This window comes from Streptomyces sp. NPDC002868 (genome assembly GCF_055563295.1).
Map to the genome: position 1 here is coordinate 1 of NZ_JBVHDR010000036.1, position 18,763 is coordinate 18,763.

Annotated in this window: 16 protein-coding genes and 1 pseudogene; 4 read left to right on the plus strand and 13 right to left on the minus strand. The window is 69.0% G+C overall.

The features are described 5' to 3' along the window. From ACZ3H8_RS38505 to ACZ3H8_RS38545, 9 genes are all read right to left on the minus strand, one after another. Positions 1-848: deazapurine DNA modification protein DpdA family protein (locus tag ACZ3H8_RS38505; protein ID WP_467409734.1), on the minus strand; the 848-nt coding region annotated here is incomplete at its 3' end. 600 nt (positions 849-1,448) lie between these two features. Then, complete coding sequence (locus ACZ3H8_RS38510; RefSeq protein WP_467409736.1) at positions 1,449-5,795, minus strand: hypothetical protein; 4,347 nt, start codon at positions 5,793-5,795, stop codon at positions 1,449-1,451. Positions 5,796-5,827: 32 nt separating this feature from the next. Continuing rightward, positions 5,828-6,730 carry a hypothetical protein gene (locus tag ACZ3H8_RS38515; RefSeq protein ID WP_467409737.1) on the minus strand — a complete coding sequence of 301 codons (903 nt, stop codon included), beginning with the start codon at positions 6,728-6,730 and terminating at the stop codon, positions 5,828-5,830. Between the two features lie 316 nt (positions 6,731-7,046). Further along, the gene (locus ACZ3H8_RS38520) at positions 7,047-8,024 is read right to left on the minus strand and encodes a hypothetical protein (RefSeq protein ID WP_467409740.1); all 978 of its coding nucleotides are present in this window, start codon (positions 8,022-8,024) and stop codon (positions 7,047-7,049) included. Further along, on the minus strand, positions 8,021-8,506 hold the full coding sequence (locus ACZ3H8_RS38525; RefSeq protein WP_389190227.1) for a CBS domain-containing protein: 486 nt from the start codon (positions 8,504-8,506) through the stop codon (positions 8,021-8,023). The genes ACZ3H8_RS38520 and ACZ3H8_RS38525 overlap by 4 nt, the downstream gene beginning before the upstream one ends. A gap of 104 nt (positions 8,507-8,610) precedes the next feature. Next, the gene (locus ACZ3H8_RS38530; RefSeq protein ID WP_389190226.1) at positions 8,611-8,901 is read right to left on the minus strand and encodes a hypothetical protein; all 291 of its coding nucleotides are present in this window, start codon (positions 8,899-8,901) and stop codon (positions 8,611-8,613) included. A gap of 3 nt (positions 8,902-8,904) precedes the next feature. Further along, on the minus strand, positions 8,905-10,203 hold the full coding sequence (locus ACZ3H8_RS38535) for an ArsB/NhaD family transporter (RefSeq protein ID WP_467409742.1): 1,299 nt from the start codon (positions 10,201-10,203) through the stop codon (positions 8,905-8,907). After that, positions 10,200-10,658: a CBS domain-containing protein gene (locus ACZ3H8_RS38540; protein WP_467409745.1), complete on the minus strand. Its 459-nt coding sequence runs from the start codon at positions 10,656-10,658 to the stop codon at positions 10,200-10,202. The genes ACZ3H8_RS38535 and ACZ3H8_RS38540 overlap by 4 nt, the downstream gene beginning before the upstream one ends. After that, positions 10,645-11,886, minus strand: a complete 1,242-nt coding sequence (locus tag ACZ3H8_RS38545) for a cation:proton antiporter (RefSeq protein ID WP_467409747.1) — start codon at positions 11,884-11,886, stop codon at positions 10,645-10,647. The genes ACZ3H8_RS38540 and ACZ3H8_RS38545 overlap by 14 nt, the downstream gene beginning before the upstream one ends. 418 nt (positions 11,887-12,304) lie before the next feature. On the opposite strand from ACZ3H8_RS38545, the gene ACZ3H8_RS38550 reads away from it, so the two are divergent. Together ACZ3H8_RS38550 and ACZ3H8_RS38555 are read left to right on the plus strand one after the other, a co-directional pair. Then, complete coding sequence (locus ACZ3H8_RS38550; protein ID WP_467409750.1) at positions 12,305-13,693, plus strand: TrkH family potassium uptake protein; 1,389 nt, start codon at positions 12,305-12,307, stop codon at positions 13,691-13,693. After that, the gene (locus ACZ3H8_RS38555; RefSeq protein WP_467409752.1) at positions 13,686-14,408 is read left to right on the plus strand and encodes a potassium channel family protein; all 723 of its coding nucleotides are present in this window, start codon (positions 13,686-13,688) and stop codon (positions 14,406-14,408) included. The genes ACZ3H8_RS38550 and ACZ3H8_RS38555 overlap by 8 nt, the downstream gene beginning before the upstream one ends. Before the next feature lie 47 nt (positions 14,409-14,455). Here ACZ3H8_RS38555 and ACZ3H8_RS38560 read toward each other — a convergent pair whose 3' ends face one another. From ACZ3H8_RS38560 to ACZ3H8_RS38575, 4 genes are all read right to left on the minus strand, one after another. Then, positions 14,456-14,749 carry a hypothetical protein gene (locus tag ACZ3H8_RS38560; protein WP_467409753.1) on the minus strand — a complete coding sequence of 98 codons (294 nt, stop codon included), beginning with the start codon at positions 14,747-14,749 and terminating at the stop codon, positions 14,456-14,458. Further along, positions 14,712-15,053: a hypothetical protein gene (locus ACZ3H8_RS38565; protein WP_467409756.1), complete on the minus strand. Its 342-nt coding sequence runs from the start codon at positions 15,051-15,053 to the stop codon at positions 14,712-14,714. Before ACZ3H8_RS38565 ends, ACZ3H8_RS38560 begins: the two co-directional genes overlap by 38 nt. 32 nt (positions 15,054-15,085) lie before the next feature. Further along, entirely contained in the window at positions 15,086-16,501 is a 1,416-nt protein-coding gene (locus ACZ3H8_RS38570; protein ID WP_389190218.1) for a flotillin family protein, read from the minus strand. A 64-nt stretch (positions 16,502-16,565) separates the two neighbouring features. After that, positions 16,566-17,072 (minus strand): hypothetical protein, encoded by a 507-nt coding sequence (locus tag ACZ3H8_RS38575; RefSeq protein WP_467409759.1) that lies wholly within the window; start codon positions 17,070-17,072, stop codon positions 16,566-16,568. Between the two features lie 206 nt (positions 17,073-17,278). On the opposite strand from ACZ3H8_RS38575, the gene ACZ3H8_RS38580 reads away from it, so the two are divergent. After that, positions 17,279-18,346: a PucR family transcriptional regulator gene (locus tag ACZ3H8_RS38580; RefSeq protein ID WP_467409761.1), complete on the plus strand. Its 1,068-nt coding sequence runs from the start codon at positions 17,279-17,281 to the stop codon at positions 18,344-18,346. A gap of 168 nt (positions 18,347-18,514) precedes the next feature. Next, positions 18,515-18,763: pseudogene (locus ACZ3H8_RS38585) on the plus strand (transposase); the annotation flags it as partial.

The window sequence follows — 18,763 nt, forward strand, 5'->3', positions numbered from 1 at the left end:
TTCTGGCATTTCTCGGCGCGGTGGGTGCAGCCGGCCAGGCGGGGCGCGCGCCGGGCTCCGGTCGACCAGGCCATCGAGTCGGCGGAGGCGAGCAGATGGCCGTACTTGGCAATTCCTGAGAGCTTGACCCCGAAGCCATGCAGCGCCAAAGCGCGGTCGGCGAACGTGGTGACGATGGCGCCGATCTCGCTGGTGGCCTGGCGTCGGCAGACGGATCCGAGCCCGACAATCGGCTCGGCAGCGAGATTTACCCCCGAGGCTTCGTACAGGTCCGCACATTCGAGGTAGCTGGCCAGGGTGGAGCCCTGTAGGACGGGCATCCATGGGATTTCCGGCGCGAGCTCCCGCAGCTGCTCGAAGTTCACCACTGTCAGGCACTGGTGGATACGGACGGCAGTGGCGAGGTCCTGCTCCTGGGCGCCCGGAGTCACGCCGCGCAAGGCGCGGGTGCCGTGGAACCAGTGAGGGCTCTTGCGAGGGACGTCCCGCCGGCCGTAAATGACCTGGGATTCGCACATGTTGTCCTGCGGGGCAACCCAGTCGGGCATCCGTCCGACGCCGTCGATGATCCGCCGCACCTCGGTCACGTACTCGGCCGCGGTCATCGTCCAACGGCCGTGCTGCTGGAGCATCGTGAATCCGCCGGAGTCCATTACCCAGCGACCGACAGCGCGCGGCAGGGTTCTGTACCGCACAAGGCGGTTGCGGGAGATGCACAGCGGCACGTCGGCGAACTCCGGCAGCCGCAGCCAGTGCACCATGTGCGAGCCCAAATAGAACACGAGTCCGCCCGTGGCCGGCTGCGGCGCGGGCCGCCTCCGGTCGGCGGGCCCGGTGTGCGGCTTCATGCCGCGGCCTCTTCGTCCTTCTTCGGGTACGGGTAGGCGGTCGCGGTGAGGGCGCGACGGTCGTGGCGCGAGCCGATGAGGTGGGCGTAGCGGTGGTTGCCGCGGTGCTCGAGGAAGGCTGCCCCAACGGCGGCCAGTGCCTCCTCCAGCCAAGCCCGTCCGGGCTCGCGGGCGGCTCGGGGGCGGGCACCGAGCAGAACGAGGCGTCGTTCGGTGCCGGCGTGTCCGCTCTCATCGGTGCGGACCTTGGAGATGGCGCGATCGGAAGCACGCGAGTTCGCGGATTCTTGGAGGGGCCAGTAGTTGAACCCGCGCGCCTGTCGCCAGTTGAGGGCGCTGTGAAGGGCGGGTTCGTCACGGGGCGGTGAGCGTGTACGCGGTTAGGCCCGCCGGACTCGGTCGAAGCGGAGTTCCTGCATAGCTCCCCCAAATGGAGTGTCGATCACGCCCGATTCTGCTGGGCGAGCCGCCGCGCCACCGCCGCATTTCCCACCGGCCGTGCGATCCGCCCCCACGCACGCGAAGGCCCCGTCCGCGATTCACGGACGGGGCCGATTGACCCGGCCGTGGGGACCCTTGATTTCGGTGGGCGCCGGGCGGTCAAGCGAAGACGGCCAGGTCCGACCCGACGGCGACGACCAGCCGCCGTCCGCCGGTCAGTGCGACGGTGGTGGCGCCGGGCACAAGCACCGTGCCGATGCGGCTGCGCGTGTCCAGGTTCCAGATCCGTACGGTCCCGTCCTGTTCCAGGGTGGCGGCCAGGGGCGGCCCGGCTGCCGGCAGGGCGCAGGCGAGTGCTGATGTACGTGCTGCGACGACCGGAAGGGGCTTTCCCAAGGGACGGCCCGACTGCGCGTCCCACACCAGAACGTTCCTGTCAGCGGTGACCAGTACGGTCCTCCCCGGCTCGCCGGCGCTCGCGATCAGCCCCGACCATGTCGGCAGTTTCTCGGCGACCTGGTGTCCCGCGAGCCGTAGTGCTGTGAGGTGTGCGCTGATTGCTGAGTCGGTGCCGGTGGGACGGCCGCCCGGCCCGTCCACGTCCGGCGCCCACGGCTCGGGTGGTCCGGTTCTGCTGACGGTGTCGAGGACCCACTGCCGCGTGATGCCGTCCGGGTAGAGAGCCACGATGACGGAGCCGAGCCCGGACGCGCAGGCCACGTACCGGACTTGGGCGTCGGCGGTAGACATCTGGTGAACCACGGCGCCGTCGGTCAGGTCCCACACGATGACATTGCCGTCGAGCGATCCTGACACCGCGACCGGGCGTCCGTGACGAGTGGCGCACACGACGGAGGTCACGGTGTCCGTGTGTCCGATGAGCGGCCCGACGGGCTGTCTCCCTGTGGCGAGGTCCCAGACCCGCAGGGTGCGGTCCCGGGATGCGGACACCGCGACGTCCGCGCCGTCGATGACGGCGCACGCTACCGCGGTGATCTCCCCGGTGTGGCCTACCACCCGGCTCGTGCCGTGCCCGCGCTCCGTGAGGGCGTCCTGCACGTCCCAGATCCGCACGTCTCCGTCCGAGGAACCGGTTGCGATGGCCGGCTGACCGTCCACGGAGCCGGCGTCCACCGAAAACACCGTGCCGGTAGGGCCGGTGAGTGTCGCCCCCGTCTGTTCTCCGGTCTCCAGATCCCACAACCGCACAGTGCCGTCGGCGGATCCCGTGACCGCGAGGGAGGCGTCTTCCGGCAGGATCGTGGCAGCGAACACGGCACGGGTGTGGCCGAGTAGGGGCCCGCCTATCGCTCGCCCGGTATCGAGGTCCCACAGTCGCAGCATGTCCTGTCCGTGTCCGCGGTGACCGGTGAGTACCACGGGGCGATCACCGTGCTGCCCGCAGGCGAGGGAGAGCACATCGCCCCTACGCGTGATAAGTGGAGGGCGGAAGGGACGGCCGGATGCCAGGTCCCACACGCGGACGGTGTGCTGGCTGTCGCCGCTGACGATGACGGGCCGGCCGTCCAGCGTGGTGCAGCGGACCGCCATGACCGGCGCCCTATGCCCGTGGAGGGGCTCGCCGAGCTGTTGACGGGCGGTGAGGTCCCACCGTATGAGGGTTCTGTCACGCGACGCGCTCACCGCGATGGGGCGGCCGTGCAGCTCGCCGCACGCGATGGCGAAGACGTGGCCGAAGTGCCCGGCCATGGGGCCAGCGGCCAAGCGCCCTGTGCGCAGGTCCCACACCCACAGACTGCTCCGGGTGGACCTCTTTCTTGCGGTGCCGGTGACGCCGACCGGGGCGCCGTTGAGCTCGGTGCAGGAGACGGCGTACACCTCGTCGTCGTGGACGAGGGGCGGCCCGATGGGCTGCCCCGTGACCATGTCCCAGATGCGGGCGGTGCGGTCCCGTGAAGCGCTGACAACAACGGGCCGGCCCGCCATGTCGGTACAGGCCACGGCATCGACGGGGGCCGTGTGGCCGGACAGAGTCCGTGAGAGGGCGGGCGACAGGGAGCCCCCGGTGGCCCACAGGGCCTCCCAGCCTCCCTCGCCAGATTGCCGGGACAGCAGCCTGCGCCGCAGATCCTCGACGCCGTACCGTACGGCGTCGAGCGCGAGCAGGGCCCGCCTCGTGGCTGGTCTGTGGCGCCGCGGATGGTGGGCGGCATTGGCACGGTAGACGTCTGCATGGGCGACGGCGCGTTCACTGGTGGTGTGGCGCAACTGGAGCGTGAGCGCGTCGGGTTCGGCGTTGATGAGGAAGAGAGGGTCCTCGACGAGCCGGTCCAGGGCGCCGTCGCCGGCGGCCACAGCGTGCTCGGCGGCGTGCCGCAGGAGGTAGGGGTGGGCCCGGCCCCAGTCCGAGTCGCCCTCGGGCGTCAGAGGAACGGTCGCCATCAGCGCTTCGTGGAGCGTGTCCGCGCGGACAGCCGGAGCAGTGTGGTCCGTCAGGGCTTGGTGGAAGTAGCGGTACAGGAGGCGGTGGTCGGTGTCGGGGGTCGTCCGCAGGTAGAAGGCGGCCGACCTCAGGGCCCGGTGGGTGGCGTCCGATTGCGGAGTGGGGGTGCCGGGAGCGGGCGGGCTGTGGGCCAGGGCAGCGGTGTGAATCAGGTCAAGGGGCATACCTTGGCCACGAGCCTGGCCCAGGACGGCGAGGACCGGCTCGATCCATGGGTCGGTGCGCGCGAGGGTCCGGCGATGGAGCTCGAACACCTCTGTGATTCCGCAGGGCGGGTCGAGCGTGTCGCGTTCGGAGCCGCTGCGCAGGTGGTCCGCGTAGAGGGCCGCGACGAGGAAGGCGCCACTGTCGGTGTACAGGGCAAGTCGTTCGGCGAACCCCCGGACGCGGAACGGCGGGTAGAGGTCGCCGATGAGGAGGTCGAGATAGGACTGGAGGTCGTCGGCCAGTGTTCGGCGGTCCTCGTCGGTGACGGGGTCGAGGTCGAGGACTGTCCCAGGGTGACCCCGGGTGTACCGGCGCAGCTCGGGCAGGACGTCCCACCAAGGGCGTGTCCCGAGCAGGACCCGGGCGCTGGGCGCTTTCGAGCTGCGCGGGGCCTCCGACTCCCGGGCCGTGCCCGGAGCCGGAGGGCGGGGATTGCCGCAGATGAGAGGGAGGACGAGTTCGTTGAGGACGGCGGCGGGGTCGGCCGCCTCGTCAAGGGCGTCCAGAACCACCAGAACGTCACCGGCGGCGCGCAACTCGGACAGAACCTCGGCCGTCGGCACGACATCGGGGGCGGACCGGAGGCCGGGTGAGGGCGGTCGGTCGACACCTTGCCTGGCCGTACCCGGCGGAGCGGTAACCTGGCGGAGCTGGTGCAGCAGCGAGTCAGTGATCTGCCCCAGTGACAGAGCGCGGGCGTGGACGGCCAGCACCCGGCCGGAGGGCTTCGGCCGGAAGCCACGGACGGCCGCGCGCACCCGTTGACCCAGCCTCGACAGTTCTGGGTGGGTGAGGCAGACGGTTACACCGAGCAGCGCGGACTTCCCGATGCCGGGACCGCCGGTGACGACGAGGAGCGAGTTGTCTGTTTCATCGTCGATATCGTGGTCGATCCACTGGCGTATTCGGTGGAGTGCCTCGGTACGCCCGGAGAACTGCATGGCGTCAGCGACGGGGTTCCCTGCGGCGCGCGTGAAGAAGTGCAGCGGATCGAGCCCAGGTGAGCAGGCCTGGGCGAACTCGCGCAAACGAGGATCCAGACCGTCCAGGACCGTGGCGCCGGGGTTCGTGGAGTAGGCCGGGTTTCGCAGGAAGGGCTCAGGCTCGACAGCCGCCTCGGTGTGCGGGGTCCGTACGACGGCCTGGACCGGTCGGCCGGCCGCGCGATTCGCACGGTCGAGTTCACGGTCGATGGCCGCGGCAAGCGTGTCGACGGGCACGAATGCGGAGGCGTGGTCAAGGTCCAGGAAGCCTTCGGCCAGCTGGTGGAGTACGGTGCTGACAGCACTGGTGAAGTGAGCTCCGTACGCAGAGGAATCGGCGGAACTCGCCCCGATGATCCAGGCGTTGCGCAACCCGTCCTGGGGCTTCCGGGCGGCGAGCTCCTGCATCTGCTGCTGGATGATGGCCTGGCCCGCTCCGCACACGTCGAGGAGGAACAGGACAGGCGTGCCACCGTTCCCGACTTCTTCGAGGAGCTGGCCGACGCTGACGCACGTGGCGTCGACGTCCGCGGGATCGGCGCCGGAGCAGGCGAGGTAGAGGCCTCCGCCCGCACCCCGGACACCGTGACCGGCGAAGTGCAGGACGAATGCGTCTGCCTCGCGGTCCGCGCGCATCTCCTTCCAACATGCGCGAAGACTCGAACGGCCCGGTTCCAATAGCGGCTCACCGGTGTCCGCCCCGGCGCGGTTCAGGGCCCAGGACAGCTCCCGCAGAGCGGGAGTCACCGACGGCAGCGGGATCAGCGAGCGGGCGCAGCCGTCCGCCTGATCGTCCTCGGATGTGCGGCCGACGGGGAAGTCGCCCGCGCCAGCCACCAGCGCCCGTGCCACCACAGCCCCCTGGGATCCCGTCCGGCCGGGTATTACGTTCTCTCCCTGCCAGGTGTCTGTCCGGAAAGGTAGGGGACCACGGCGAGGCCCGTCAGGCCGTTGGCCAGATAGGACCCGAGCCCATGGAAATCGAGTCCGTTGTCGAACAGTTCCTCCTGATCGACGGGGAACGCCTCGGACAGCTTGGGCGGGATCGCCACGAGGTCGCCGACGTCGGCGATATTCGTCCAGTGCTCGACCCCCTCGGGGCGGGCTCCTCGCCCCGCGCGCAGCCCCGGCTCCAGGCGTCGCGTCAACGAGGGCAGGCGAAGAGGCGAGCCCAGGGTGACGAGTTGACGCACCCGCAGGTCGGGATGCGCGTGCAGGGTCTCGTACGCGACGACGGAACCGAGCGAGTGGGCGACGATGACCTGCGGCTGCTCGCTTCGGATCATCTGGGCCACCCGCTCCTGGACGACTCGGCGTCGTCCCGTCCACGTCGTGTACGCCTCCACCTCACGTAGCATCGCCAGTATCACGCGTTCCAGCCGACGCACCGTCTTCTCGCGCAGTCGCCTCCCCATAGGTCCTCGACGGTCGTCGACCAGCCAGCCCAGGAGCTGACGCAGGGGCGCCAGCCCGATGTTCTGGAGTTCCGTGGGCACCGGAGCCCCTGCCGCCACCAGCCATTCAGCAGCGTCCTCGCGTTGCGGGACGGTGAGTTTTTCGAACCCCGCGTAACCTTCTCCGGACTGAGCTTCGTCCGGCAGGTCGCGTCGGAGCAGGTCGGCGTAGTAGGCCATGGCCAGGTCCGGCACAGCCCCCGCAAGGCCGGCTTTAGCGAGTCCCGCCGCAAGTCTGGAACGGCAATCCGCAGCGGCTGCCAGCGACGCCTCATGCGATGTGGCTCCCGGAACATAGTTGAAGATCCCGTGAACCATCACGACCTGCGCCATTGTCCACCCCCTCCGAACGACCGGATCGGCACCCGGCACGTCGCACCTCTGCATACCCAACTGCCCGCACGCAGGACACCTCGGCCCTGCACTTCGATCTCAGACATCGGCCGCAATGGCCGTCACCTTCGGGGCCCAGAACCTGGATTTTGGACACCGGAGAGACTCGGATCTTGATGGTCCAGGAGATCGGAGTCCCTGTGGGGATGCGGCACAGCCTCGAGAGTGTTCAGCTAATCGATATGCGGGCCAGCGAGCAGATGCGTGACCTCGGCGTTGTGCAGTACGGTAGCCCGTCCTGGCCGAGCCCGCCCGGCTACCGGGGCAGTTTGGCGGTGCGTTCGGGGTGGGCGGCGCTGACGTAGCGCATAGCGGTCTGCTCGGTGATGCCGAACAGGCGTATCAGTCTGAGGGGGTCGGCGCTCGCGGACGCCTCGTTGAGGATCCGGTCTTGTCGTAGACCGCTCAGCGTCAGCCCTCGGGGAAGGGCTCCGCTGAGGAGGCCGGTGCTGACGGCCGGGTGGTCGGGGTCGACTGCGGTCTTCTGGCTGACCAGCAGGTGGGTGTTGGTTGAAGCGGGCCACCGGTGGTGTCGGTAGGTGGTCCAGTCGGCGGCGAGTTGGTGGGTGAGTTCCTCCAGGTAGAGGGTGTGCCGCAGCAGGCCGCGCCGCACTTCGAGGGTGCCTCGGGAGAGGTCGAGGCCCGCGGTGTGCAGGGTTCGGATCTCGTGTCCGGGTAGTGCGTGGATGGCAGCCAGGGCGATGACGAGGCGGCCGAGTGGTGTCCTTGCCTGGTCGAGCAGCCCCATGAGGCGGTCGGAGGGGATGGACCTGGGGATGCCCTTGATGTCGCCGACCGGGAGGTTCCGGGTGGGGTTGCGGAAGATCACTCGTTCGCGCTTGAGTGCGCGGAACAGGCTGCGCAGGGCTGTGGCCAGCCCTCGGCGGGCATAGCCGGTCAGGCCGTCCACGGTGTTCTCGACGTGGGCCGTCGTGATTTCCCTCAGCGAGGTCATGTCGGTCGTCGTGATCCAGGCCGTGAGGGTGGGCTGGAGCGTGGTGAGGTAGCGGCGGATGCCGTGGTACCCGCGGGGCTCGCCTTCGCGGCGGCCTTGCTCACGCATGACCCTCACCCAGATTCCGACCTCGCTCGCGACTGGCTCCGGCAGGGCAGTGAGGGTCGACTCGATCCACGCCAGATCCGCGTCCCGATGCAGGTCGGGGTCCTCCACCAGCAGGCCGCGAACGCGCAGGAACTGGGAGACGGGCTTGGCAGGGACGATCCGGCCGGTCACGGCCGAGTCGTGCCGCCGTAGCCGTCCGACGCTGCGAGGAGCTCATGCAGAAGATGGGCCGCTGTGATCACCCCGAGCAGGTGGGTGCCGTCCTTGGCCTTCTCGGCCACGGCCACCAGCGGGCTGCGGACCCGTGCCATGAGCGCCGCCACTTCCAGCGCGGTGTCATCGGGATCCGCGATGGGCGGCGGGGAGGCGGTGCTGGGGAGGCAGTCGCCGACACTGCGTCCGACCAGGTACTGGCACAGGCGGTCGGCGTGTTTCTCGTCGACGACCGCGGCCAGAGTCGGGTCCTCGATCACGTACTCGGGCACCAGGACCTTGACCATCTGGGAGGCGGGCAGGATCGCCTTGGGTTCGCCGTGCTCGTCCAGCACCAGGAGCCCGGGGAGTTTGTGCTCGGCCATCAGCCGGGCCGCCTCCAGCGCGTCGCTGCCGACGCTCACCGATTCGTACTCGACTGCCAGGTCTCGTGCGCGCACGGCCGGCTCCTCGTCTGCTCGTCATGTCCCTGTTCCCAGCGTCGGTCATCACCGGGCTCCCGGCGATGACCTTGACGCGACGCATACGGTCCGCCGGCCCCGTTTCATTCCCGCCCCTTGCCGGCTTGGTCCATGAGCCGGTCGACGATGAACGCGGTCAGGATCCCGCCCAGCAGCGCCCATATGGCATGACCCGGACCCAGTCCACTGACGGCCACCGCTGTGCCGAGGGCAGCGGCGGACGCGGCACCCGTCATCACCGCCGCCGTGTTGGTCAGGAACCGCCATTGCTGTCGAGCGGTGCCGGGTCGGCGTATTTCACCGAGCGCGGCACGGATGACGAGTGCTGCGACGGCGACGCTGCAGCCGAGTGCCGCTTGGGTCCATGTGGTCATCGGTCAGGCCAGGGCGAAGTAGCGCAGCCAGACATACCCGGCCGAGATCGCCACGGTGACGGCGGTGACGACGAGTCCGTACTTGGTGAACTGCCAGAAGGAGATGGGGCTGCGGTTGCGTTCGGCGATGCCGAGGACGACGACGTTGGCGCTGGCGCCGATGGCGGTGGCGTTGCCGCCGAGGTCCGCGCCGATGGCCAGTGCCCACCACATGACGTGGTTGGTGTCGCCGCCCATCGCCTCGACCAGGTCGCTCGTGATGGGTGCCATGGTGGCGACGTAGGGGATGTTGTCGATGATGCCGGACAGCACGGCGGAGGCGCTGAGCAGCAGCATGGAGCCGCCCAGTTCGTTGTCGCCGATGGCGTCGGCGAGGGCCGTGGACACCTCGCCGATCACTCCGGTCTCGATCAAGCCGCCGATCATGATGAACAGCCCGGCGAAGAAGGCCAAGGTGGGCCACTCGACCTCTTTGAGTACGTCCCCGGTCTCCGCGGTGGACAGGGCGATCAGCAGACCGGCACCCAGCAGCGCCACGACGCTGGGCTCATAGTGCAGCACCGGATGCAGGACGAAGCCGGCGACGACCAGGGTGAGCACGATCAGGCCCTGGACGAGGAGCCGGGGGTCACGGATGGCTTCGCGCTCCTCCAGCTCCATCACCTCGGCCGCGCGGTCCTCGTCGTAGACGAAGGACTTGCGGAACAGGAAGCGGCACATGGCGATCAGGACCACGATCAGCAGCGCGGACAGCGGGGCGAGGTGAACGAGGAAGTCGTTGAAGGTCAGCCCCGCCCGGCTGGCAATGATGATGTTCGGCGGGTCGCCGACCAGCGTCGACATACCGCCGATGTTGGAGGCCAGGACCTCGGAGATCAGGAACGGGGCGACCGGCAGGGCGAGCCGTTCGCACACCAGCAGCGTCACCGGGGCGATGAGCAGCACGGTGGTGACGTTGTCGAGCAGCGCCGAGGCCGCGGCGGTGATCACGATCAGCATGACCATCACCCGGAAGGGCCTGGCCTTGGCTCTCTTCACGGACCAGATGGCCAGGTACTCGAACATGCCGGTCTTCTTCAGCACGCCGACGATCATCATCATGCCCAGGAGCAGGAAGATGACGTTCCAGTCGATGCCGCTGTGCTCGGAATAGAAGGCGGACTTGTCGTCGGTCGCCCTGATCGCCAGCATCAGCCCGGCGCCCCCGAGGGCGGCCCCCACCCGGTGGATCTTCTCGCTGATGATCAGGGCGTACGCGCCGACGAAGACGACGATCGCGGCCCAGCTCTGCCAGTCGTTCACGATCCTCCGATGAGTCGTTCCATCAGGCGGGCGGCCGTGATGGCGCCCACCAGCCGGACCTGGTCCCCGTCGCGTTCGATGACGGCGACGAGCGGGCTGTGGGTCCGGGCCATGAGCGCCGCCACCTGCAGCGCTCCCGCGTCGGGCCCGACCACCGGCGGCGCGTACGTCCGCGGCGGCAGCCACTGGGTGACGGTCAGGCCCGCGATCTTCTCCGTGACCTCGGCGAGGTGCCGGTCGTCGATCACGGCGGCGACGTGCGGGGCCTCCAGGACGTAGTCCGGTACCAACTGCTTGATCAGCTGGGAGCCCGGCACGATGGCGTACGGCTGCTGGTCGGTGTCGACCACGAGCAGTGCGGGCAGCTGGTGTTCGGCCAGCAACCGCGCCGCATCCAACGCGCTGTCATCCGTCGAGACGGAGGGGTAGGGCTCTGCGAGGTCACGCGCGCGCATGGCCGATCTCCTTGCTGTGGTCTGGTGCCGCTCCGTCCTGGTCGGCCGGGATGCCTGCCAGTTCGTCGACGTGGAAGAGCCGGGCGATCGGCACGTCCGTGCTGCTGTGGGCGATGATCGAGGCCGCGATGCAGACCGCGATCAGGGTGTACGCCTCCCGGCCGTGCGGGATGCCGGCCTGCAGCACCAGCAGCCCGTACACCACCGACGCGAAGCCCTTCGGCCCGAACCAGGCCGCGACCAGCTTCTCCCGGCGGTCGAACCGCGTTCCGATGAGCGAGATCAGCAGCGACGCCGGCCGGATGAGCACGATCGCCAGGACCACGGCGACGTACCCGCCGATGGACAGGTCGCCGAACAGCTGCGGGGTCAGCAGCGCGCCGAAGACCAGCAGGGCCGCGAACTTGGCCAGCTCGGCCAGCGCCTCACCGAGCGGCTCGAACGCCGCCTTCGCCTCCGGGGAGGCCGAAGCGAGGACCGCGCCCGCGGAGAAGGCCGCTAGGTAGGGGTTGGCGTGGGTGAGGTGGCACAGCCCGTACAGGATGATCCCGGTGGCCAGCGGCAGCAGCGGCTGCAGCTTCGGCTCCGGGCCGAGCAGCCGCAACCGCACGAGGCCCGTGACGAGCAGCGGCAGCACGATGCCGAGGGCGAGGCCGCCTCCCAGCTCCAGGGCGATCTTCCCGAGCGACGCGTGCGCCGGGCCCGCCGTGGGGCCGGCCGCGGCGATGAGGATCAGGACGACCGGCAGGGCGAGGCCGTCGTTGATGCCGCTTTCCACATTCAGCAACTGCCGCAGTTTGGCGGGGACTTCCTTGCGGCCGACGATCGCGGAGGCGAATATCGGGTCGGTGGGCGCAAGCACCGCGCCGACCAGGAACGACGTCGTCCAGTCCAGACCCACCACGTAGTGCGTGATCAGGGCCATGCCGACGAAGGCGAGCGGCATGCCCAGGCCCAGGGCCCGCGCCGGGTTCTTCCAGTTGGCGCGCAACTTGGGGAACGAGACGTGCATTCCGTCGGTGAACAGGACCGCGAACAGGGCGAGGTCCGCGGTGACCGCGACGATCTCGCTGTCCGGCGTGATGTGGATCAGACCGAGAAAGCCGTCACTGACCAGCGCCCCGCCGACGAGGAACAGGAAAGAGGTGGACAGGACGGTACGGGCGGCAAGCCCGGAGAGCAGCACCGCGATGAGCAGTGCGACTCCGAAGACGGCAACGAGCACCATGAGGGTGTCCCCCGATCGGCAAAGAGAGCTCTCTCGAATTCGCCGACCAGGCTTCCCGGCACACCGCGCTGGACTTTACACGTCCCTTACGCCACATTGACAGGTCTCCCACGCCCGCGGCGCCGTCACGTGCCGGATCCCGGCAGGGATTCGGTGCTGCTCCGTCGCGTGGTTGTCAGGCACGACCGTCCCACCAAGTCGAGCGCACGACGGATGACCCAGCGCGCTCGGCGTCGCGGCGGTTGAAACGCTCGCACATGGTCGCCCGATGAGCCCCCCCGCCCGAAGAACATCCCCGTGCCCAGTTGGCGCGCGGCTGGGTTTACGCCGAATCCCAGGTGGCGGGGGTAGGGTGACGGCCCGCGGAGCCTTGACGGGGTGTCAATGCCTGGGTCCCGGGCGGACGGTATGGAGCGTGATGGCAGGGCGACAGGTGACGGTGGGCACGATGCGGTTGCGGCAGTCGCTGTTCACCACGCACCCGGCCCGTACGGTCGTGCTGGCCTTCGCCACCGTGATCCTGGGCGGGACCGTGCTGCTGTCGCTGCCCATTGCGTCCGAGCAGGGGAGCGCGACAGGCTTCGTCACCGCGCTGTTCACCTCCACCTCGGCGGTGTGCGTCACCGGTCTCGTCGTGGTTGACACGGGAACGTATTGGAGCGGGTTCGGCGAGGGCGTGATCCTGGCGCTGATCCAGGTCGGCGGGTTCGGCATCATGACCCTGGCGTCGCTGCTGGCGCTGCTGATCTCCGGCAAGCTGCGCCTGCGGATGCAGCTCACCGCGCAGGCGGAGACCAAGAGCCTGGGCATCGGTGACGTACGGCGAGTACTGCTCGGTGTCGCGGCGACCACCCTTGCTGTGGAGCTGGCGGTGGGGGCGATTCTCGCGCTGCGCTTCAGATTCGGTTACGCCAATTCCATCGGTGACGCGGTATACCGCGGGTTCTTTCATGCGGTCTCGGCGTTCAACAACGCCGGGTTCGGACTGCACGCCGACAGCCTGACCCGCTACGCGCAGGATGCCTGGGTGACGCTCCCCATCTCGGTGGCGGTCATCCTGGGCGGTATCGGCTTTCCGGTGCTGCTGGAACTGCTGCGCCACCGGCATCGGCGGCGTACGACCGGACGGCGCAGGTGGTCGCTGCACGCCAAGCTGACCCTGGTCACCACCGCCGCTCTCCTGCTGGCCGGCACGGTGCTCACCTGTCTTCTCGAGTGGGACAACCCCGGGACTCTCGGGCCTTTCGACGGGGACGAGAAGCTGCTGAACGGGTTCTTCTACTCCGCGATGAGCCGTACGGCCGGGTTCAACGCCGTCGACATCGGTGCGCTTGACGCATCGACGCTGCTGATGACCTGCATGCTGATGTTCGTCGGAGGCGGCAGCGCGGGTACCGCCGGCGGCATCAAGGTAACGACGTTCGCGGTGCTGGCCGCGGCCATACTCGCCGAGGTACGCGGCGAGCCCAGTTCCAGCATCCTGGGCCGGCGCCTCGCACCCCACGTCCTGCGGCAGGCGCTGACGGTGGCACTGCTGGGCGTGGGGCTGGTCGTCGCCGCCACACTCGCGTTGCTGACCGTCGCGAAGTCGTCGTTCGAGGCTGTGCTCTTCGAAGCAGTGTCGGCGTTCGGAACCGTCGGCCTGTCCACGGGGATCACCGCCGACTTCACGGACTCCGGACGGCTGATACTGATCCTGCTGATGTTCGTCGGCCGGCTCGGGCCGGTCACCCTGGTCTCAGCCCTCGCCCTTCGCGAGCGGACCCGCCGCTACCAGCTACCCGAGGAGCGACCTGTCATTGGGTAACTACCTGAGCAATCTGCGCCGTCGCCGCCGTAAGCGGCTCGCGGACCAGTACGCCCAGCCCGGCCACGACCAACGCGTCGCAGTGATCGGCCTCGGCCGGTTCGGCAGCTCACTGGCCCACGAGCTGACCCGGCGCGGCTGGGACGTCCTGGGCATCGACACCGACGCCCACCTGGTGCAACAGCACAGCGACACTCTCACCCATGCCGCAGTCGCGGACTGTACTGACCCTGAGGTGCTGCGCCAACTCGGCGTACATGAGTTTTCCCGCGCGGTCGTCGGGATCGGCACCGATATAGAGGCGAGCATACTGATCAGCTCCAACCTGTTGGAGGCGGGTGTTCCCAACATCTGGGCCAAGGCCATCAGCCGTCAGCACGGTCAGATCCTGGAACGGCTCGGCGTGCACCACGTCGTGCTGCCCGAGCACGAGATGGGTGAGCGCGTCGCGCATCTCGTCACCGGCCGCATGCTCGACTTCATCGAGTTCGACGACGACTACGCCCTCGTCAAGACAGTCGTCCCCGACATCGCCACCGGCGTCCCGCTCGGCCAGAGCCGGGTGCGCAGCAAGTACGGCATCACCGTGGTCGGCATCAAGCGACCGGGCCAGGACTTCACCCACGCGACGGCCGAGACCGTGGTCGAAAGGGGCGACGTCATCATCGTCACCGGCAGGACCCAGGCGGTGGAGGCGTTCGCCGAGCTCAGCTGAGACGTACCCGTCACCGGGCCGGAAGGGCGGGCCAGACCGCCACGATGTCACCGCGCGCCTGCCGGTCCGGCTGTCTCATGCCGCCCCATCGGGGGTGGGTGTGGGTCGCGGCGTCCGGACGTGAGATGCAGTTCTCCGATGATGAGGGTGAGGGTGCCCGCGCCGGCGGCGAGCAGCCCGATGATCGCGAACATAGAGCGTTGATCGTGCTTGTACACGTCGTCGTACGCGCTCGTGGTGACCTCGACGTGAGGCCGGTGCGGGTCGGCCGTATCGACGGCGTAGTAGCGGCCGTGCGCGGCGTCACTGGCCTGGAGGGGACCCCCGCCGACGGCGGTCACCAGCGCGATCCCCCGCGGCGAATACGCAGACCAGGACGGCCTGCACCGTGCGGGGCAGGCAGCGCAGGGCGAGCCACTGCAACCACGAGTTGCTGAGGCTGCCGCCCGAGCCGACGTCCAGGGCGATCCCGCGGATGATCGTGGCAAGGAAGAGAGGGAGCAGCAGCACGAAGCCGATCCCCGCGAACAAGGCGGTGTTGTCCAGCACCGGTTCACCGGGGAGGAGAGTGAGGGCGGATGCCGACAGCGCGGACACGCTCACGGACAGCGCCAGACCGGCCTGGACCTTGTAGCTCGTCTTCATGGCAACCGCCCCCTGTCCCCGTGGCGCGCGCTCTAGTCGGTGATCGCGATAGCCCCGTTGTCGGAGGGTGCGCCGGTGCCCTTCTTCTGCGTGATGCCCTTAAGCAGCTGGGCGAGGTCGACTCCGGTGGTGGAGCTGAGGAGTTCCATGCCCTGGGCGACGTTGTCGGCGACCGTACGGGACAACTGGCTTGCCCCGTCGGTGGAGATGACGGTCATCTTGTCGATGGCGGACAGCGGCTCGGAGGCCTTGGCGACGACCTGCGGCAGCACCTCGACCAGCATCTGCAGCATGGCCGCGTCGCCGTACTGGGCGAAGGCGTCGGCCTTCTTGCGCATGGCCTCGGCCTCCGCCGATCCCCTGGCGGCGATGGCCGCGGCCTGTGCCTCGCCCTCGATGCGTAGGGCGTCCGCGAGTGCTGCGCGGTGTGCCTTTTCGCCCTCACCTGTCAAGCGGGCGCGCTGGGCATCCGCCTCGGCCTCCTTGACCTGGGCGATACGCCGCGCCTCGGCCTCCTGCTCGGCCTGATAGCGGGCGGCATCGGCGGGCTTGCGGACCTGGGTGTCCAGTTCACGGTCGGTCAGCGCGGCCTGCCGCTCGGCGACCTTCTCCTGCTCGCTCAGAACCGCCTGCTGACGGTCCGCCTCGGCAAGCGGACCGGCGGCGGCAGCCTTGGCCGCGGCCTCGTCCGTCTCCGCCTTGATCTCCGCCTGCTTGAGCGCGAACGTCCGCTGGGCGATCGCGATCTCTTCCTCGGCCTTCAGCCGTGCCTGCTCCGACGCACGCCGTGCCACGGCCTCGGCTATGTCCGCCTCCTGCTTGGCGCGGGCGGCCTCGGGCCGGCCCAGGTCCTCCAAGTAGGAGCCCTCGGTGGTGATGTCCTGGATCTGGAAGGCGTCCAGCACCAGGCCCTGCCCGGACAGGCTCGCCTCCGCCTCCTCCGCGACCTGCCCGGCGAAAGCCGCCCGGTCCCGGATGATGTCCTCCACCGACATCCGGCCGACAATCGACCGCAGCGCACCCGAGAGCACCTCCTGGGTGAAGCCGACGATGCCGTTCTGCTGCATCAGGAAACGCTGCGCCGCGGCCCGGATGGAATCCTCCGTCCCGCCGACCTTGACGATCGCGACGCCCTCAAGGTTGGCCTTCACCCCGCGCAGGGTGACCGCGCCACGCACCGCGACCGGGATGTGCCGACTGGACAGGTCCAGGGTGAACTTCTGCTGGACGAACGGGACGACGAAGACGCCTCCGCCAACGACGACCTTCTGGCCACTGTTGTCGGTGAACACCCGGCCGGTGGCCGGATCGGTGGCCTTCTTGCCACGTCGGCCGGTGATGATGAACGCCTCGCTGGGCCCTGCGACCTTGTAGCGGGTGATGACGACGAGGGCGAGCAGTACGACGAGAACGACGATGCCCACCACAGCGGTGAGAACAGGGCTCATGGCAAATCCTCTTGGGTTGGAACAGACAGAACAACCAGCACGGACCGCTGTGGCGGTCAGGCGGTCAACGCTCGACGGGACGCACCGCGACTGACGTCGTGGTGAGCACCGACTCGACCCAGACCTCGGTGCCGCGAGCGACCGGAACAGAACTCTTCGCTGCGAACTTCAGTGGCTGCCCGGCCAGATACAGCAGCACCTCGCCGTAGCCGTCCACCGGAATCCCGGTGACCACGGAGCCCGAACTGCCCACGAGATCCTCACCGCGCGGCGTGACCGAGACACCGTCATGCATCAGAGCCCGGCTCAGCTTCCAGGTCAGCCAACCCGCGCTGACCCCCGCCACCGTGCCCACACCGGTGGCGGCTGCCGCTCCAAGACCGGTGGTCCCGAGCGTGATCGCTCCGGCGAAGCCGAGCATCGACACGAACCCGGCGATCACCGGGAGCGACAGGAACCCGTCCAGGCCACCGCTCAGCCCCTCGAGGACCCCTTCCAGCAGCCCGTCGAAGACCAGGGACAGCACGAGCAGAACGAGACCGGCGATGCCGAGACCAAGAAACCAGCCCATGAGCGCCACCCCTTCCCGTTCGCAAGTACCCGACGATACGGCGATGCTTTCACGGAATCGCACTTGAGTTCATTGCCGGAATCCGGCAATCTTTACACGTCCTTGATGCCGTGCCCCGGCCGGAGAGCGGCCGGGCTGCGTCAGGCCACCCTTGGTCCATGTCGCGTCAGGACGTGCCATCAGCGCATCAAGAATCAGGGGACTGCGTGAAACGGCGGACAATTCCGGAGGAGTACCTGGCGGGATACACCCAAATCCTGGCCGAGGTGGCCGTGACCGGCCGTCGGCTCACCCGGGACGAGCTGCAGTCCCGGCGGGCGCTCGGTGAACAGGCCGCCGAGGCGGGGCACGGCCTGCGCGCCCTCATCGTCAAACACCTCGCCGTGACACGGGCAGCGTGGCCCGACACCGCTGCGGCCGGCGTCCTCGCGGCTGTCGAGCAAGCCATCGACGCCTTCGCCGAAGGCTACGAAGGCGCCCAGCGACTCGCCGTACGCCAAGAAGAAGCCGCACGCCGCGAGTTCATCGACGACCTGCTCTACGGCCGCAGCGATCTTGGACGACTCGCCGAGCGAGCCGAACGCTTCGGCCTTCGGCTCTCCCACGCGCACGCCGTCGCGGTAGCCGGCGACCCGGCCTCGTACGACGAGACCGGCTCCGTACTGCGCCAGGTGGAGCAGGCCGTCTTCTCCCGTTTTGGAGACCGCCGCATCCTGCTCACCACCAAAGACGGCAGGCTGGTCTGCATCGCACCGGGCGACCAGGACGACATCCTGGCGTTCTTCGCCAAGCACGCGCACGCCGCCACGGACGGCGGCCAGGTCGCCATCGGACGCCCCCACCCGGGCCCCGGCGGCGTGGTCCACTCCTACGAGGAAGCCCTCAACGCCCTTGACCTGGCAGAGCGTATGCACCTGGAAGGCCCGGTCCTGCGCGCCGTCGATCTCCTGGTCTTCCCCGTCCTGACCCGCGACCGGGCGGCGATGGCCGATCTCGTGCGCAATGTCCTTGGACCACTCCAGACAGCACGCGGCGGCCCCCGCCCCCTGCTCGACACTCTCACCGCCTACTTCGACGCAGGCTGCGTGGCGGCCGAAGCAGCGCGCCAACTCAATCTCAGCGTCAGGGCGTTGACGTACCGGCTCACCCGCATCCACAGCCTCACCGGCTCCAATCCGGCGGACCCCATGCACCGCTACACCCTGCAGACCGCGGTCATCGGTGCCCGTCTGCTCGACTGGCCGGCCAAGAACCTGGGACCCCGAACGGTGTGACTGCCATCCCGGTGCGAGTCATCGAGCGGCCAGTCCGGCCGGCGTGGTCGCCGGACTCGGCGCGGGCCGATCGGTGTCCTGCTTACCCCTGGCCGTCGTGGGTGACGCGTTCTTTGGAGCGGCGGATCTTGGGCAAAGACCCCAGGACGGTGGCCACCGTGATCGACTCGCGAGCGGAATCTCGTGGTCGACACCCGCGGGCTTCCGCTGCTGGTCATGGTCACCCCCGACTCGCTCAGCGACCGCGACGCGGCCAAGGAAGTCCTCGTCCGCCTCCGCCTGATGCACCCCGAAATCACCATCGTCTGGGCTGACTCCGCCTACGCCGGAAAGCTCGTGACCTGAGGGAAAGGCACCTCAAGCTCACGATCAAGACCGTCAGCCGCCCAAGGACTCCTCCGGATTCGTGGTTCTGCC

Bases quoted from the DNA above. Each gene is read 5' to 3' on its own strand.
- ACZ3H8_RS38575 (WP_467409759.1), bottom strand. From the start codon at position 17,072: ATGGGCTGGTTTCTTGGTCTCGGCATCGCCGGTCTCGTTCTGCTCGTG.
- ACZ3H8_RS38545 (WP_467409747.1), bottom strand. From the start codon at position 11,886: ATGGTGCTCGTTGCCGTCTTCGGAGTCGCACTGCTCATCGCGGTGCTG.
- ACZ3H8_RS38550 (WP_467409750.1), top strand. From the start codon at position 12,305: ATGGCAGGGCGACAGGTGACGGTGGGCACGATGCGGTTGCGGCAGTCG.
- ACZ3H8_RS38540 (WP_467409745.1), bottom strand. From the start codon at position 10,658: ATGCGCGCGCGTGACCTCGCAGAGCCCTACCCCTCCGTCTCGACGGAT.
- ACZ3H8_RS38530 (WP_389190226.1), bottom strand. From the start codon at position 8,901: ATGACCACATGGACCCAAGCGGCACTCGGCTGCAGCGTCGCCGTCGCA.
- ACZ3H8_RS38515 (WP_467409737.1), bottom strand. From the start codon at position 6,730: ATGGCGCAGGTCGTGATGGTTCACGGGATCTTCAACTATGTTCCGGGA.
- ACZ3H8_RS38570 (WP_389190218.1), bottom strand. From the start codon at position 16,501: ATGAGCCCTGTTCTCACCGCTGTGGTGGGCATCGTCGTTCTCGTCGTA.
- ACZ3H8_RS38565 (WP_467409756.1), bottom strand. From the start codon at position 15,053: ATGAAGACGAGCTACAAGGTCCAGGCCGGTCTGGCGCTGTCCGTGAGC.